Origin of the sequence: Nitrobacter sp. (genome assembly GCF_047149785.1) — a bacterium.
GTDB lineage: Bacteria > Pseudomonadota > Alphaproteobacteria > Rhizobiales > Xanthobacteraceae > Nitrobacter.
Window position 1 is genome coordinate 508690 of record NZ_BAAGBE010000001.1, and the last position, 14248, is coordinate 522937.

The following is a 14248-nucleotide window of genomic DNA, read 5'->3' on the forward strand; positions in this document are numbered from 1 at the left end:
CAATCGCTGATCGCAATAGAGAGAAATCCGAGCAAGCCACACAGGAATATCGTGAGACGAACCAAGTTATGAGTCCCCCGCTCACGCGGCTGATCAAGAGCCGGATGGAAAAGGTAGCAAGCGATTGGACCTGCGCCACCTTCGTTATATCGTCGCCAGTGCCCGCAACGGCAGCTTCAGCGCCGCCGCACACGAGTTCAATGTCAGGCAGCCAATCGTCAGCAAGCGCATCAAGGAGGTGGAGGACGAACTTGAGGTCAAGCTGTTTGTTCGATCGACCGCAGGCGCCCGCCTGACGCCGGCTGGCGAGGCCTTCGTCATCGAGGCGCGCCGCATCATCGAGGACTTCGATCGCCTTGCCGAACGCGCCAGAGCGAGTGGCGCCGGCAAGCTGGGACGGATCGTCGTCGGCCTGTACATATCGCTCTCGCAAGGCGCACTGCGCACATTCATCGACGACTTCCGCGAGCGCTATCCTGACATCGATCTCGAACTGCTCGAAGTGCCGTTCGCCGAGATGATTGCCGGCCTTCATTCCGGAAGGATCGACGCGGCTCTCATCCTCGGCGATCCCGGCAAGTGTGAGGTCCTCGATTCCCTGGCGCTCTGGTCGGAGCACCTCGTTGTGGCCCTGCCACAGGGCCATCGCCTTGCCGACAAGTCGGTCGTCTATTGGCCCGAACTGAAGGGCGAACGCTTTCTCATCGGCCATAACGATCCCGGCCCTGATATTCGGAACATCCTGCTCCGCCATCTGGCAGCACCATCCGATCATCCCCAGATCGACACGCTCCGTCTCAACCGCGATAATATCCTCAGCGAGGTCGGCAGCGGTGAGGGCATCAGCCTGCAATGCGAATCCGCGTCCGGCTTGACCGGGCTCGGCGTGGTGTTCCGTCCCCTGCATGACGGCAACGGCGCCACGCGGCTTGGCTTTATCGTTTGCTGGAAGCCGGACAACATCAACCCGGTGCTGCAAACGCTGCGCAATGCTTTCAAGGAGGCCATGTTGATTCGGCCGTGACGTTGTTCTGAGGTACCATCCGACGCTGTAAGCGCCACCGAACATTTCAAGTATTTTTTCGAGCGCCTACGATGAGCTACGGCGTTCTACGAGCTCCCAAATAAATGCTGTTGCCGATCTGTAAGTTCTGCCTTTCTTGATTGTCCCCGTCGCCATCCGACCGTGTTGCGGATGGCAGGAGCGGGGGCATGATGGCGGGTCATCATCACAGCAATGAAGGTTTGTCACGCGGCGCGCGCATGCTGCGCACGGCACTCGGCCCGGCGATCGCCCGCTATCTCGAAGACCCCGCCGTCGTCGAAGTGATGCTGAATCCCGATGGCCGGCTCTGGGTCGATCGGCTGCGCGAAGGTCTGGTCGCCACTGACGATGTGCTGATCCCGGCTGATGGCGAGCGCATCGTGCGCCTGGTCGCCCATCACGTCGGCGCCGAGGTGCATCCCGGCCGCCCGCGCGTCTCGGCCGAACTGCCCGAGACGGGCGAGCGCTTCGAGGGCTTGTTGCCCCCGGTGGTGATGGCGCCCACCTTCGCGATCCGCAAACCGGCAGTCGCGGTGTTCACGCTCTCCGATTACGTGGCAGCGGGCATCATGAGCGCGACACAGGCCGATGTACTGCGGCTCGCAGTCGAGCGCCGCAAGAACATCCTCGTCGCGGGCGGCACCTCGACCGGCAAGACGACCTTGACGAACGCCTTGCTGGCGGAGGTGGCGAAGACCTCCGACCGCGTGGTGTTGATCGAGGATACCCGCGAACTGCAATGCGCCGCGCCAAACCTTGTCGCGCTGCGAACAAAAGACGGCGTCGCCTCGCTGTCCGATCTCGTGAAGTCGTCCCTGCGTCTGCGGCCCGATCGCATTCCGGTCGGCGAAGTGCGCGGCAGCGAAGCGCTCGACCTCCTCAAAGCGTGGGGAACCGGACATCCCGGCGGTGTCGGCACCATTCACGCCAACACGGCGCTCGGCGCGTTGCGCCGGCTGGAGCAGCTTGTGCAGGAGGCAGTCGTTACGGTCCCGCGCGCCCTTATCGCCGAGACCATCGGCATTGTTGCCGTTCTCTCCGGCCGCGGCTCCCAACGCCGCCTTGCCGAGATCGCCCATGTCGACGGGCTCGATCCGGCCACCGGCGATTACCGCACGCTCAATGCGCTGCTCCCATCCCGACATCCCGCAAATGGAGATTCCGAATGACCCGACTAGCCTTGTCTCGTATTCGCCTGCGCCTTGCCGAGGCGACGGCGCTCGCCGCGATCACGCTGCTGATGGCAGCACCGGCCCATGCCTCCGGCTCATCAATGCCGTGGGAGGAGCCCTTGCAAAAAATTCTCGAAAGCATTGAAGGGCCGGTCGCGAAGATTGTCGCGGTCATCATCATCATCACCACGGGACTCACGCTGGCCTTCGGCGACACCGGCGGCGGCTTTCGCAAGCTGATCCAGATTGTGTTTGGCCTGAGCATCGCCTTCGCGGCCAGCTCATTCTTCTTGTCGTTCTTCTCCTTCGGCGGCGGAGCGGTGGTCTGATGGAGGAGGATGTCCGCGGCTTCTTCGCGCCGGTCCATCGCGCGCTCACCGAACCGATCCTGCTCGGCGGTGCGCCGCGCACGGTCGCCATCGCCAACGGCACGCTCGCCGGCGCGGTCGGCCTCGGCCTGCGCCTGTGGATCGCCGGCCTCGTGATCTGGGCGATCGGACATGTCGCGGCCGTGTGGGTGGCGAAGCGCGACGCGCAGTTCGTCGATGTCGGCCGCCGGCACCTGCGCTACCCCGCGCACATGGACGTGTGAGGTGCGCCGATGCTGAACCTCGCCGAATACCGCAAGAAGAATGCGCAGCTCGCCGACTTCCTGCCCTGGGCGGCATTGGTCGCACCGGGCGTCGTTCTCAATAAGGACGGCAGCTTTCAGCGCACCGCGCGGTTTCGCGGCCCCGATCTCGACAGCGCCACGCCGGCCGAGCTGATCGGCACGACCGCGCGGCTCAACAATGCGCTGCGGCGTCTCGGCTCCGGCTGGGCGATCTTCGTCGAGGCGCAGCGCCATCCCGCGACCGACTATCCGGACAGCCTGTTTCCGGACCCCGCATCCGCGCTGCTCGACATCGAACGGCGCGAGCAATTCGAGGACTCCGGCGTCCTGTTCGAGTCGAGCTACTTCCTCACCTTTGTCTGGCTACCGCCGGCCGAGGAAGCCTCACGCATGGAAGCCTGGCTGTACGAGGGGCGTGAGCATAGCGGCGTCGATCCGTGGGAGCTGCTGAAGGGCTTCGTCGATCGCACCGACCGTGTGCTCAACCTGGTCGAGGGTTTCGTCCCGGAAGCCGGATGGCTCGATGACGCGGAGACGCTGACCTACCTGCATTCGGCCGTTTCGACCAAACGTCATCGCGTGCGCGTGCCCGAGACGCCGATGCACCTCGACGCGCTGCTGGCCGATCAGCCGCTCGCCGGCGGGCTGGAGCCGCGGCTTGGCGACTTCCATCTCCGCACGCTCACCGTCATCGGATTCCCGACCACGACATTCCCCGGAATCCTCGACGACCTCAATCGGCTCGCCTTCGTCTATCGCTGGTCGACGCGCGCCATCATGCTCGACAAGACGGATGCGACGCGGCTGGTCACAAAAATCCGCCGACAGTGGTTTGCAAAGCGCAAATCAGTCGCGGCGATCCTGAAGGAGGTGATGACCAACGAAGCGTCGGTGTTGCTGGACACCGACGCCGCCAACAAGGCCGCCGACGCCGACGCGGCGTTGCAGGACCTCGGCTCCGATCAGGTCGGCGAAGTCTATGTCACCGCCACGGTGACGGTCTGGGGTGCTGACCGCGCGATCGCCGACGAGCGGCTACGCCTGGTCGAGAAGGTCATTCAGTCGCGCGACTTCACCTGCATCGTCGAAGGCGTCAACGCCATCGAAGCCTGGCTTGGCTCGATCCCCGGTCATACCTACGCCAACGTCCGCCAGCCGCCGATCTCGACGCTTAATTTGTCGCACATGATGCCGCTGTCGGCGGTCTGGGCCGGGCCGGCGCGGGACGAACATCTTGCCGCACCGCCGCTGCTCTATGCCAAGACCGAAGGCGCGACGCCGTTCCGTTTCGCGCTCCATGTCGGCGACGTCGGCCACACCATGCTGGTCGGCCCGACCGGGGCGGGCAAGTCGGTGCTGCTCGCACTGATGGCGCTCCAGTTCCGCCGCTATGTCAATTCGCAGGTGTTCGTCTTCGATTTCGGCGGCAGCATTCGCGCGGCGACCTTGGCGATGGGCGGGGACTGGCAGGACCTTGGCGGCTCGCTGACCAAGGATACGGAATCCGCCTCCTCCGTTCAGCTCCAGCCGCTGGCTCTCATCCATCGTGTCCCCGAACGAGCCTGGGCCGCTGACTGGCTGGTCGACGTCCTTCTGCGTGAAGGCGTCACGATCACCCCGGACGTCAAGGAATACATCTGGGCCGCACTGACCTCGCTCGCCTCGGCGCCGGTCGAGGAACGGACCATCACCGGTGTGAGCGTGCTGCTGCAGTCATCAGTGCTGAAGCAGGCGCTGCGACCCTATTGCATCGGCGGCGCGCATGGCCGGCTGCTCGATGCCGAGCATGAGTATCTCGGCACGGCGAATGTCCAAGCGTTCGAGACCGAAGGGCTGGTCGGCACCAAGGCGGCACCGGCCGTCCTCTCGTATCTGTTCCACCGCATCGAAGCACGCTTCGACGGACGGCCGAGCCTGCTCATCATCGACGAAGGCTGGCGCGCGCTCGACGACGGTGGCTTCGCCGACAAAATCAAGGAATGGCTCAAGACGCTGCGCAAGAAGAACGTCAGCGTCGTCTTTTCCTCACAGTCGCTCGCCGACATCGAGGCGTCATCGATCGCGCCGGTCTTGGTCGAGAGCTGCCCGACACGCATCTTCCTCGCCAACGAGCGTGCCATCGAGCCGCAGATCACCGCCGTCTATGAGCGCTTCGGTCTCAACGCCCGCCAGATCGAGATCATCGCACGGGCGACCCCCAAACGTGACTATTACTGCCAGTCGCGACGCGGCAATCGCCTGTTCGAGCTTGGTCTTGGTTCCGTCGCGCTCGCACTCTGTGCATCGTCCGACAAGGCCACACACGCGCTGATCGACGAGCTGCTGCGCGACGGGGCGCGGCCGTACTTCCTCGAAGCCTGGCTCTACGCCAACGACCTCGCCTGGGCCGCCGACCTCGTTCCCAATCTCACCAACGTCATCGACCCGTCCGCTGCGGCGGGCCGGCCGGCTTCCATCGACTCATCAGAACAGGAGACGTCGTCATGAAGGAAATGTCTCGATCCGCCTGCCTGCGGCGAATGCTGGCCGCCAGTGCGATCGCGATTGCGCTGAACGCCGCGCCGGCTTCGGCGCAGATCGTGTTCGATCCGTCGAATTACGCGCAGAACGTCCTGACGGCCGCGCGCGCCCTGCAACAGATCAACAACCAGATCACCTCGCTCGCCAATCAGACGCAGATGCTCCTCAACCAGGCGAAGAATCTCGTCAACCTGCCGACCTCGGCTCTTTCCCAGATCGAAGGCAATTTCTCGAAAATGAAGAGTCTGATGGGTGAGGCGCAAAAACTTGCCTACAACGTCCAGAACATCGAGCAGCAGTTTCAATCCACCTATCAGAACTTCGCGTCGAACAAGACCAGCGCGCAACTCGTCGAGGGCGCCCGCCAACGCTGGCAGGACTCCCTTTCCGCCTACGAGCACGCGCTGAAGGCCGGCGCGACCGCCGTCGACAATATCGACAGCACGCAAAGCCAGACGAGTTCTCTGGTGAGCGCCAGCCAATCGGCAACTGGCGCGCTGCAAGCGACGCAGGCGGGCAATCAACTTCTCGGCGTCCAGGCGCGGCAGCTTGCCGATCTCACCGCGATGCTCGCGGCGCAGGGCCGTGCCGACGCTCTTGAGAAATCCCGCAAGGCCGCGGCGCAAGAGCAATCCCGTGAGCAGTTCAGCCGCTTCCTGGCGGGGAGCAGCTACAGCCCGACCAACGTCCGCATGTTCCACGACTGAGGTGGCGCATATGGATTGGAAAATCGCCACCAAAGTCATTGCTGTCCTTGCCATCTGTGCTGTCATGGTCGCGTGCACCATTGCGCTGCGCCCCGATCCCCCTGAGGAAGTTCCGGCTCCCATCGCTCAATCGCAGAGCGGGGAGCCTGCATCCAGCGAATTGCTCCGCTGCCGCGAGATCGGCGCCGCCGCGCTCGACGATGCCGCTTGCCGGAAAGCATGGGCCGACAGCCGCCGTCATTTCCTCGAAGGCGACGCAGGACGCGCACGACCATGAACACCGGCGTCATCGACCGCTTTCTGGAGACCTTCACACGCTATATCGACTCGGGCTTCGGCCTGCTCGGCGGCGAGATCGGATTCCTCACCTCCACGCTGATCGTGATCGACATTATGCTTGCGGGCCTGTTCTGGGCCTGGGGCGCCGACGAGGACGTGCTGCAGCGCCTCATCAAGAAGACACTCTATATTGGCTTCTTCGCCTTCATCATCGGCAACTTCAACCGGCTCGCCGCCATCGTCTTCCAGTCCTTCAGCGGCCTCGGGCTGAAGGCGGGCGGATCGTCACTCACGGCAGCCACGCTGCTTCAGCCCGGCCGGGTCGCGCAGGTCGGCATCGACGCCGGCAATCCCATCCTCAAGGCCGCCGGCGATCTGATGGGCTATATCTCCTTTTTCGAGAACTTCATGCAGATCATGGTTCTCATGATCTCGTGGGCGATCGTGCTCATCGCCTTCTTCATCCTCGCCGTACAGATCTTCATCACACTGATCGAGTTTAAGCTGACGACTTTGGCCGGGTTCGTGCTGATCCCGTTCGCGCTATTCAACAAGACCGCGTTCCTCGCTGAAAAGGTTCTCGGCAATATCGTCGCCTCGGGCGTCAAGATACTCGTGCTCGCCGTCATCGTCGGCATTGGCTCCGGCCTGTTCAGCGAGTTTACGACCGGCTTCTCCGGCACGCCCACCATCACCGACGCCCTGGCGCTCGTGCTCGGCGCGCTGTCGTTGATGGGCCTGTCGATCTTCGGACCCGGTATCGCGACCGGACTCGTTTCTGGCGCGCCGCAGCTTGGCGCGGGCGCTGCCGTGAGTACTGGCCTTGCCGTCGCCGGTATCGGTGCGGCCGGCGTGATGGGAGCGACAGCGGGCCTTTCCGGCACGGCAAGCGTGATCGGTGCCAGCGGCCGGACGTCGGCCGCCGCGGCGCGGGGCGGCGCTTATCTTGCCGGCAGCACATCGGGCGCATACGGCGTCGGCGCATCCGGCCACAGCGGTATGGGTGCCGTGGCCGGCGGTCTCAGTGGGATTGCGAGAGCCGGCGCATCCGCCGCTGTCCGGCCCGTGCGGGAAGCCGCATCGCGCGCCTCCGCATCGCTCAAATCGAGCTACGCAGCCGGCCACGCCGCCACCACGGGCGGGCAGTCCGCGGGACAGACATCCGCAGGCGCTTCGGCTGCCTCATCTGCCACGGCGTCCGGCGCACCGCCGGCCTGGGCCGCGCGCATGAAGCGCAGCCAGACCATGAGTCACGGCGCGACCGCCACCGCCCACGCCGTGCGCTCCGGCGATCACGGCGGCGGCTCCATGTCCGTTTCTCTCCATCAGGATGACCACAAATGAATCTGTTCCGCCGACCTTCGGTGCGCTACGCGCGCACGCCCGAATCTGAGACCCCTTATCTCAAAGCCGCGCAAGTCTGGGATGAGCGCATCGGCTCCGCGCGCGTTCAGGCCAAGAACTGGCGGCTGATGGCGCTCAGTTCGCTGGCGCTCGCCGGGAGTTTCGCGGCCGCGCTGGTCTGGCAATCGGCGCAAGGCACCGTCGTTCCCTGGGTGGTGCAGGTCGACAAGTTTGGCGAGGCGCAAGCCATCGCGTCCGCCGTTTCCGATTATCGGCCGACCGATCCGCAGATCGCTTGGCATCTGGCGCGCTTCATCGAGCAGGTACGTAGCATTCCGGCCGATCCGGTCATCGTGCGCCAAAATTGGCTCCGTGCCTACGACTACACGACCGATCGCGGCGCGATCGCATTGAACGATTCCGCGCGCGCCAACGATCCCTTCACCAAGGTCGGCAAGCAGCAGGTCGCGGTCGAAATCTCCAGCGTCATTCGCGCCTCGCCGGATTCGTTCCGCATCGCCTGGCTGGAGCGCCGCTACGAAAACGGCCAGCTCTCCGGCTCTGAGCGCTGGACCGCCATCGTGAGCGTCGTGATCCAACAGCCGCGCACCGCCGACAAGCTGCGCGCCAATCCGCTCGGAGTGTTCGTCAACGCAATCAACTGGTCGAAGGAGATGGGGTAATGGGGGATATTATAGAGAGTGCTCGCATTGGCTTACGTCGGTCATCGGCGCTGCTCGCTGTCATGCTGGCGACGACGGCGCTGGCCGGCTGCGCCAACAAATTCATTCCGCCGGATATCGATTACGACGATGCCGCGCCCGCGGTGCTCAGCGCCGAGCCGGTCAGGCCGGTGCAGGTGGTCGAGTTGCCGAAGCCGTTGCCGCTGCCCGGCCAGTTGAAGCCGGTCAAGGCCGGAAAAGCCAAACCCGAGGCGACCGATCCGAAGAAACGTGTTGCGCAAGCCAATGAAGCGGCGCGGATGCAGCCGGTGCGCAACGGCTTCATCAACGCGGTGCAGGTCTATCCCTTCGTCGTCGGCGCGCTCTATCAGGTGTATGCAGCACCCGGACAAGTCACCGACATCGCGCTTCAGCCGGGCGAGCAGCTTGTCGGAGCCGGTCCCGTCGCCGCCGGCGACACTGTGCGCTGGATCGTCGGCGACACGCTCAGCGGTTCCGGCCAGACCGCCCAGGTCCATATCCTTGTCAAACCGACGCGGCCAGACCTTCAGACCAATCTTGTCATCAATACCAACCTGCGCACCTATCACATGGAGCTGCGCTCCACCGAAAAGACCTACATGGCCTCGGTGTCGTGGCAATATCCGCGGGATCAGTTGATCGCGTTGCGCCGGCAGAACGCGCAAGCCGCGCTGACGCAGCCGGTTGCCTCCGGCGTCGATATCCCGAAGCTGAATTTCCGCTACGAGATCGAGGGCGACAGCGCGCCGTGGCGGCCGCTCCGCACCTTCGACGACGGCAACAAGGTCTATATCGAGTTTCCGTCGGGCATTGGCCAGGGTGAGATGCCGCCACTCTTTATTATAGGCCCGTCCGGCAACTCCGAGCTGGTCAACTATCGCGCCCGCCAGAACTACTACGTCGTCGATCGTCTCTTTGCCGCCGCCGAACTCAGGCTAGGCGACAAGGGCAGCGAGAAGCGCGTGCGCATCGTGCGCACCGACGGGCGGCCGGGACATAGCCCGAGGTTGTTCTGATGACAGACGCACCGACCCCATCCCCCGGTGACATCCGCGCCGAACTGCGCTTGCGGCCCGAGCAGCCGCGCGTCACCCGCCTGTCGCGCAAAGTTCTGATTGGCCTCGGCGGTGTCAGCGCCATCGCCATCATGGCCGCGCTGTTCTGGGCGCTCGATGTCAATCGCCGCGCCAGCCAATCGCCGACCGAACTCTACAGCACCGAGAACCGCACGCCGGCGGATGGGCTCGCCGGCCTGCCGAAGGACTATACCGGCATCCCCAGGCTTGGCCCGGCGCTGCCGGGCGACCTCGGCCGTCCGATCGTGAGTGCGCAGGATGAAGGCAAACACGTCGTCGTCCCGGATATCCGGACGCCGCGCGCTGATCCGGCCGAACAGCGCCGTCTCGCCGAGATCGAAGCCGCGCGCGTCGCCAAGGTGTTCACCGACAGCCGCGGCGTGCAGGCGACGGTCACAGCGGCGGCCGCGCCCGCTGTGGGCCGCGTCGATCCGGCCACGGGCCTGACGCTGCCGACCGAGACGCCGCCGCTCGATCCCGGCGCGGCGCAGAACATGCAGGATCGCAAGCTCGCCTTCGTCAACGCGACGGTCGATCGGCGCACTGTCACGCCCGATCGGGTGCAAGAAAAGGCGTCGCCCTATGTCGTGCAGGCCGGCACCGTCATCCCGGCAGCGCTTATCACCGGCATCAAGTCCGACCTGCCCGGAACGATCACCGCGCAGGTGACGGAGCAGGTTTACGACACGCCGACCGGCAAGCAGCTTCTCATCCCGCAAGGTGCCCGCCTGATCGGGCAGTATGACAGCCAAGTCGCGTTCGGGCAGTCGCGGGTGCTGCTGGTCTGGAATCGCATCATCATGCCGAACGGCACGTCGATCGTGCTCGAACGGCAGCCCGGCGCTGACGCCGAAGGTTACTCCGGGCTCGAGGACGGCGTTGATTATCATTGGGGTCAGCTTTTCAAGGCGGCATTGTTGTCGACGTTGCTCGGCGTCGGCACCGAGATCGGGTCGAGCAGCAACGAGAACGAGATCGCACGCGCGATCCGCCAGAGCAGCCAGGACACGGCGTCCGATGTCGGCCGCCAGCTCATCCGCCGCCAGCTCAACATTCAGCCGACGCTCACGATCCGGCCGGGCTTCCCCGTCCGCGTGATCGTCAATCGCGACTTGATATTGCAGCCCTATGGGGCCGCGAAGGAGCCGTCATGACCAAGCTCAGACTCCCGGCGCTCCCCGATGACAAGCCGGTCAAGATCACGGTCGAACTGCCGGCGGCCGTCCACCGCGACCTGGTCGCGTATGCTGAGATCTTGGCCCGGACCTGGGGCAAGACCACGCCGGCCGAACCCGCAAAGCTGGTCGCGCCTATGCTCCAGCGTTTCATGGCGACCGACAAAGGATTCAGTAGGGCAAAACGAGGGGCGGCCAGGGATGGCGCAGAGTAGGTCGGAATGGCGAGGTGCCCAAGGTTTAGAATGATACGAATTATCGTAGTTGGGCTACGATATTGACGTAGAATTCAAGCTTGCTTAATTTGGGAAGATTAATATAATCGTAGTATGGCTACGATACGGAGAGATAAGCTAAACACACTTTATACTTGCCTTGCGCCTGGAACGCCGTTGTCCTCAGAGGACCTTGCCGCTCTTGGGATATCGGCTGACCTTGCAGTCCATTATGTCCGGGCAGGCTGGTTAGAGCGGCTGGCACGCGGCGTCTACTGCCGCCCGAATGATCCGCCCGCCTTGCACCCGAGTGTGGTGCTGCTGCAACGAAACTTCGACGGCCTACACGTCGGCGGCAAATCTGCGCTCGACTGGCATGGTATCCGCCACTACGTGTCGCCGCGGCCCATCCTTCATCTCTACGGCTGGCGGGCAGGGCGTCTGCCAGAGTGGTTCAGCGAACGCTTTCCGGCCGAGTATCACCGCAAGCGACTGTTTGAGGAGCGCCCCGACGCGCTGCTACATGTCCGACCCTTCGAGAACCAAAAAGGCGCACCGCTCGTCTCAGCGCCGGAGCGCGCATTGCTGGAGGTGTTGAGCGAAGTCGGCGTCCGGCAGCCGCTGCAAGAAGCACGCGAACTGGTTGAAAGCACTTACAGCCTGCGTGCCGACGTGCTGCGCGACCTGCTCAAACGCTGCACCAGCATCAAGACCGTGCGCCTGTGCTTGCAGCTTGGCCGCGAACTCTCGCAGCCCTGGGCTGGCAAGCTCGATCCGTCTGAGTTGCCCAAAGGTAGCGACCGACCGTGGGTGTCCCGTTCCGGCGATGGACTCCTGGTGCTGAAGCCATGAACCATATCTATCTCGACAGCGCACGGCTGCTGACGCGCGTCGCGCCGCTCGTATTCGTCGATGATACGTTCGCGCTCAAGGGCGGCACCGCGATCAACTTGTTCGTGCGCGACATGCCACGACTCTCGGTTGACCTCGACCTGGTGTTTCCCGACCATACGCTGCCGCGCGAGCAGGCGCTCCGCCGCATTAGCGAGGTCATTCGCCAGTCCGCAATGCGCCTACAGAAGCAAGGCTTCCAGACCCATACGCCGGCCGCGGCGGATTCCGGCGAGACCAAACTCCTGGTGCGGCGGGGCAACATAGAGGTCAAGATCGAGGCCAATTTTGTCATGCGCGGCACCGTTCGTCCGGTCTGCACGGCGTCGCTGACACAAGCCGCGCGCGAGACACTGCAGGCAGACCTGGAAATCCCCGTCGTGTCGCTCGAGGACATGTATGGCGGGAAGTTGGTGGCCGCGATGGACCGGCAGCATCCTCGCGATTTGTTCGATGTCGGGCAGCTTTTCGTGCATGAGGGGATCACCGACGGCATCCGCCGCGCTTTCGTCGTCTACCTCGCGAGCCATAATCGGCCGGTCCACGAGGTGCTGTTTCCATCGCTGCGCAATATCCGCCAGGAATTCGAGCACAATTTTGCGGGCATGACGGCCGAACCCGTCGAGTTCGATGCGCTCTTGGCTGTGCGCGAGCGTATGATGCGTGAGTTGCAGCAGGGTTTGAACGCCGATGAGCGCCGGTTTCTGCTGTCATTGGTTGCCGCAGAACCTGAATGGTCGCTGCTGAACGTGCCGCATCTGGAACAACTCCCAGGACCGCTCTGGAAGCTGCAAAACCTGGAACGGCTTCGGAAGGCTAACGCGCGAAAATTCGCCGAGCAATCGGACGCGCTCGCACGATTGCTCGGCTGATTGCGAGTTGCGGGAACTACGTGGATGCGCTGTCCGTGTGAGCTATCGCGCCAAGTGGACGCGATAGCTCACACGATGGGTCAGACTCGATGCCCTTTCATCGGCCGCGTCTTACGCAACCGAACATCTGGAGATGGTGCCTTCCTGATGCGACCAGCCTCGCTGTCCTTGCGGCGCTGCCGAAGCCAAGCCTCGACTTCGTCAAGGTCCCATACGACGCATCGAGGTGTGAGATAGTAACGGAGCGGGAATTCACCCCTGATCTCCATCTCGTAGATAGTGGTATCGGCAAGCGGAACGATCATATGCAATTCGTGCCGACGAATTGTCCTCGGTAGTCCAGCTAGAACTGCGGTTGGGCCGGCCTGCTTGGGCGGAGCGGCTGGCCTATCGATTTCGTAGGAGCCCATGAGCATATGAACGCGATCTGGGTTTCTGGTCATGTCTATTCTCCATTCTTGCAGAGGAGATGACATGACAGTCGAGTCGTCTGGCCTTGTCGATATACAGGTAAAGAGGACGGCGAGGTCCTCATTGTCCACGTGTGCCACGGGCACGAGGATTGGGCCAGCGAAGTGGCACGGTAGGCGTTATCGCTCACGCAGCCGCCTTCAACTCCTGCTCGGGCAATACCGGCAAGGTGACCACCTTGCTCTTATAGAACCAGCTTAGATCAGGCCCATCGCCCTTGCCTTTGGCGCTGTCGATGATGACCGTCGAGATGCGCTCCTGTTGCTGGCGCAAATGGTCATGCAGCAGGCTTGTCGCGCGTGATGTAGCCCGCGTTCACGCCGGGCAGCGAATGGTTCATCAGAAGATGGAGGTTGAGTTCGGACACCCCCGCCGCCTGCGCCAGCGTCCGATAGCTCTGGCGAAGGTCGTTGCCCCATTTCGACAAAACGTCCCGCCCTTCCTTGTGCTCGATCAGATGTCCGTTGTCGCTGTCTGCCGGGAACAGCCAGAACTCGCTCTCCCCGAGCATGAGCAGCGCATGATCCGCGACGGCCAACGCATGATGGGGATGATGTGTCGTAAAAACCACGGTGAGACCGTCCTCCTGCGCGAGGCGGCTGATCCAGTCGAGTACGAGAGCCTGATTCTTGAGGTCGAGCGATGAGGTGGGCTCGTCGAGAATCACAATCGGCGCTTCCGCCACCAGCGCGCGGGCGAAGATCACCATCTGCCGTTGACCGCCCGAAAGTTCGTGAAACGGACGCGGGGCGAGATCGGCGAGTCCGAAACGGTCGAGAGCGGCCAAGGCCGCCGCTTCGTCTTCGCGTCTGGGCTGGGAAAACAGGCCGAACTTCCTGCTGCGGCCCATCAATACCATATCGAGCACGGAATAATCGAAACTTACCTGGAAGAGCTGAGGCACGAACGCCACCCGATTCTTAATAGCGACATGGCCTTCCGATGCATCGAGTACGCCGAGCAGTATCTTGAGCAGAGTAGTCTTGCCGCGGCCGTTTGGTCCCAGAAGCGCAAACACGCATCCTTCGGGCACTGCAGCGCTGTAGGAGCGAAAGACCCAGCACTCCGGATGATAGGCGTGGCCAAGCCCCTTCGAACGACAAAGCAACGCCTGGCATCGGTCCTCCCGCACATCTTCCACGAGCCGCTATATTTCAATAATTG

At 63.5% G+C, this 14248-nt stretch carries 17 protein-coding genes; 14 read left to right on the plus strand and 3 right to left on the minus strand.

Annotated elements, in window-relative coordinates; all coding sequences use genetic code 11:
• Positions 1–124 precede the first annotated feature (124 nt).
• The 14 genes from ACMDCM_RS02365 to ACMDCM_RS02430 all read left to right on the plus strand — a co-directional run bounded on the left by ACMDCM_RS02365 (position 125) and on the right by ACMDCM_RS02430 (position 12613).
• Positions 125–1024, plus strand: a complete 900-nt coding sequence (locus ACMDCM_RS02365) for a LysR family transcriptional regulator (protein ID WP_412772067.1) — start codon at positions 125–127, stop codon at positions 1022–1024.
• Positions 1025–1215: 191 nt separating this feature from the next.
• The gene (gene trbB, locus ACMDCM_RS02370; RefSeq protein ID WP_412774637.1) at positions 1216–2214 is read left to right on the plus strand and encodes a P-type conjugative transfer ATPase TrbB; all 999 of its coding nucleotides are present in this window, start codon (positions 1216–1218) and stop codon (positions 2212–2214) included.
• The gene (locus tag ACMDCM_RS02375) at positions 2211–2546 is read left to right on the plus strand and encodes a TrbC/VirB2 family type IV secretion system protein (RefSeq protein WP_412772068.1); all 336 of its coding nucleotides are present in this window, start codon (positions 2211–2213) and stop codon (positions 2544–2546) included. The genes trbB and ACMDCM_RS02375 overlap by 4 nt, the downstream gene beginning before the upstream one ends.
• On the plus strand, positions 2546–2809 hold the full coding sequence (locus tag ACMDCM_RS02380; protein ID WP_412772069.1) for a VirB3 family type IV secretion system protein: 264 nt from the start codon (positions 2546–2548) through the stop codon (positions 2807–2809). Before ACMDCM_RS02375 ends, ACMDCM_RS02380 begins: the two co-directional genes overlap by 1 nt.
• Before the next feature lie 9 nt (positions 2810–2818).
• Positions 2819–5317, plus strand: coding sequence for a conjugal transfer protein TrbE (gene trbE, locus ACMDCM_RS02385; protein WP_412772070.1), 2499 nt, complete (start codon positions 2819–2821; stop codon positions 5315–5317).
• Complete coding sequence (gene trbJ, locus ACMDCM_RS02390; protein ID WP_412772071.1) at positions 5314–6057, plus strand: P-type conjugative transfer protein TrbJ; 744 nt, start codon at positions 5314–5316, stop codon at positions 6055–6057. The genes trbE and trbJ overlap by 4 nt, the downstream gene beginning before the upstream one ends.
• Before the next feature lie 64 nt (positions 6058–6121).
• On the plus strand, positions 6122–6334 hold the full coding sequence (trbK-alt, locus tag ACMDCM_RS02395; protein WP_412774638.1) for a putative entry exclusion protein TrbK-alt: 213 nt from the start codon (positions 6122–6124) through the stop codon (positions 6332–6334).
• Positions 6331–7680, plus strand: a complete 1350-nt coding sequence (gene trbL / locus ACMDCM_RS02400) for a P-type conjugative transfer protein TrbL (RefSeq protein ID WP_412772072.1) — start codon at positions 6331–6333, stop codon at positions 7678–7680. The genes trbK-alt and trbL overlap by 4 nt, the downstream gene beginning before the upstream one ends.
• On the plus strand, positions 7677–8363 hold the full coding sequence (gene trbF / locus ACMDCM_RS02405; RefSeq protein ID WP_412772073.1) for a conjugal transfer protein TrbF: 687 nt from the start codon (positions 7677–7679) through the stop codon (positions 8361–8363). Before trbL ends, trbF begins: the two co-directional genes overlap by 4 nt.
• Positions 8363–9400, plus strand: coding sequence for a P-type conjugative transfer protein TrbG (gene trbG, locus ACMDCM_RS02410; RefSeq protein WP_412772074.1), 1038 nt, complete (start codon positions 8363–8365; stop codon positions 9398–9400). The genes trbF and trbG overlap by 1 nt, the downstream gene beginning before the upstream one ends.
• On the plus strand, positions 9400–10614 hold the full coding sequence (locus tag ACMDCM_RS02415) for a TraB/TrbI/VirB10 family type IV secretion system protein (protein WP_412772075.1): 1215 nt from the start codon (positions 9400–9402) through the stop codon (positions 10612–10614). The genes trbG and ACMDCM_RS02415 overlap by 1 nt, the downstream gene beginning before the upstream one ends.
• Positions 10611–10850 carry a DUF2274 domain-containing protein gene (locus ACMDCM_RS02420; protein ID WP_412772076.1) on the plus strand — a complete coding sequence of 80 codons (240 nt, stop codon included), beginning with the start codon at positions 10611–10613 and terminating at the stop codon, positions 10848–10850. Before ACMDCM_RS02415 ends, ACMDCM_RS02420 begins: the two co-directional genes overlap by 4 nt.
• A gap of 114 nt (positions 10851–10964) precedes the next feature.
• Positions 10965–11702: a type IV toxin-antitoxin system AbiEi family antitoxin domain-containing protein gene (locus tag ACMDCM_RS02425; RefSeq protein WP_412772077.1), complete on the plus strand. Its 738-nt coding sequence runs from the start codon at positions 10965–10967 to the stop codon at positions 11700–11702.
• Positions 11699–12613 carry a nucleotidyl transferase AbiEii/AbiGii toxin family protein gene (locus ACMDCM_RS02430; protein WP_412772078.1) on the plus strand — a complete coding sequence of 305 codons (915 nt, stop codon included), beginning with the start codon at positions 11699–11701 and terminating at the stop codon, positions 12611–12613. The genes ACMDCM_RS02425 and ACMDCM_RS02430 overlap by 4 nt, the downstream gene beginning before the upstream one ends.
• 80 nt (positions 12614–12693) lie before the next feature.
• Here the strand turns inward: ACMDCM_RS02430 and ACMDCM_RS16970 are convergent, their stop codons facing one another.
• From ACMDCM_RS16970 to ACMDCM_RS02445, 3 genes are all read right to left on the minus strand, one after another.
• Positions 12694–13089: a helix-turn-helix transcriptional regulator gene (locus ACMDCM_RS16970; RefSeq protein WP_458575139.1), complete on the minus strand. Its 396-nt coding sequence runs from the start codon at positions 13087–13089 to the stop codon at positions 12694–12696.
• Positions 13090–13210: 121 nt separating this feature from the next.
• Positions 13211–13357: a hypothetical protein gene (locus ACMDCM_RS02440; RefSeq protein ID WP_412772079.1), complete on the minus strand. Its 147-nt coding sequence runs from the start codon at positions 13355–13357 to the stop codon at positions 13211–13213.
• 4 nt (positions 13358–13361) lie between these two features.
• Complete coding sequence (locus tag ACMDCM_RS02445) at positions 13362–14225, minus strand: ATP-binding cassette domain-containing protein (RefSeq protein ID WP_412772080.1); 864 nt, start codon at positions 14223–14225, stop codon at positions 13362–13364.
• Positions 14226–14248: the final 23 nt, after the last annotated feature.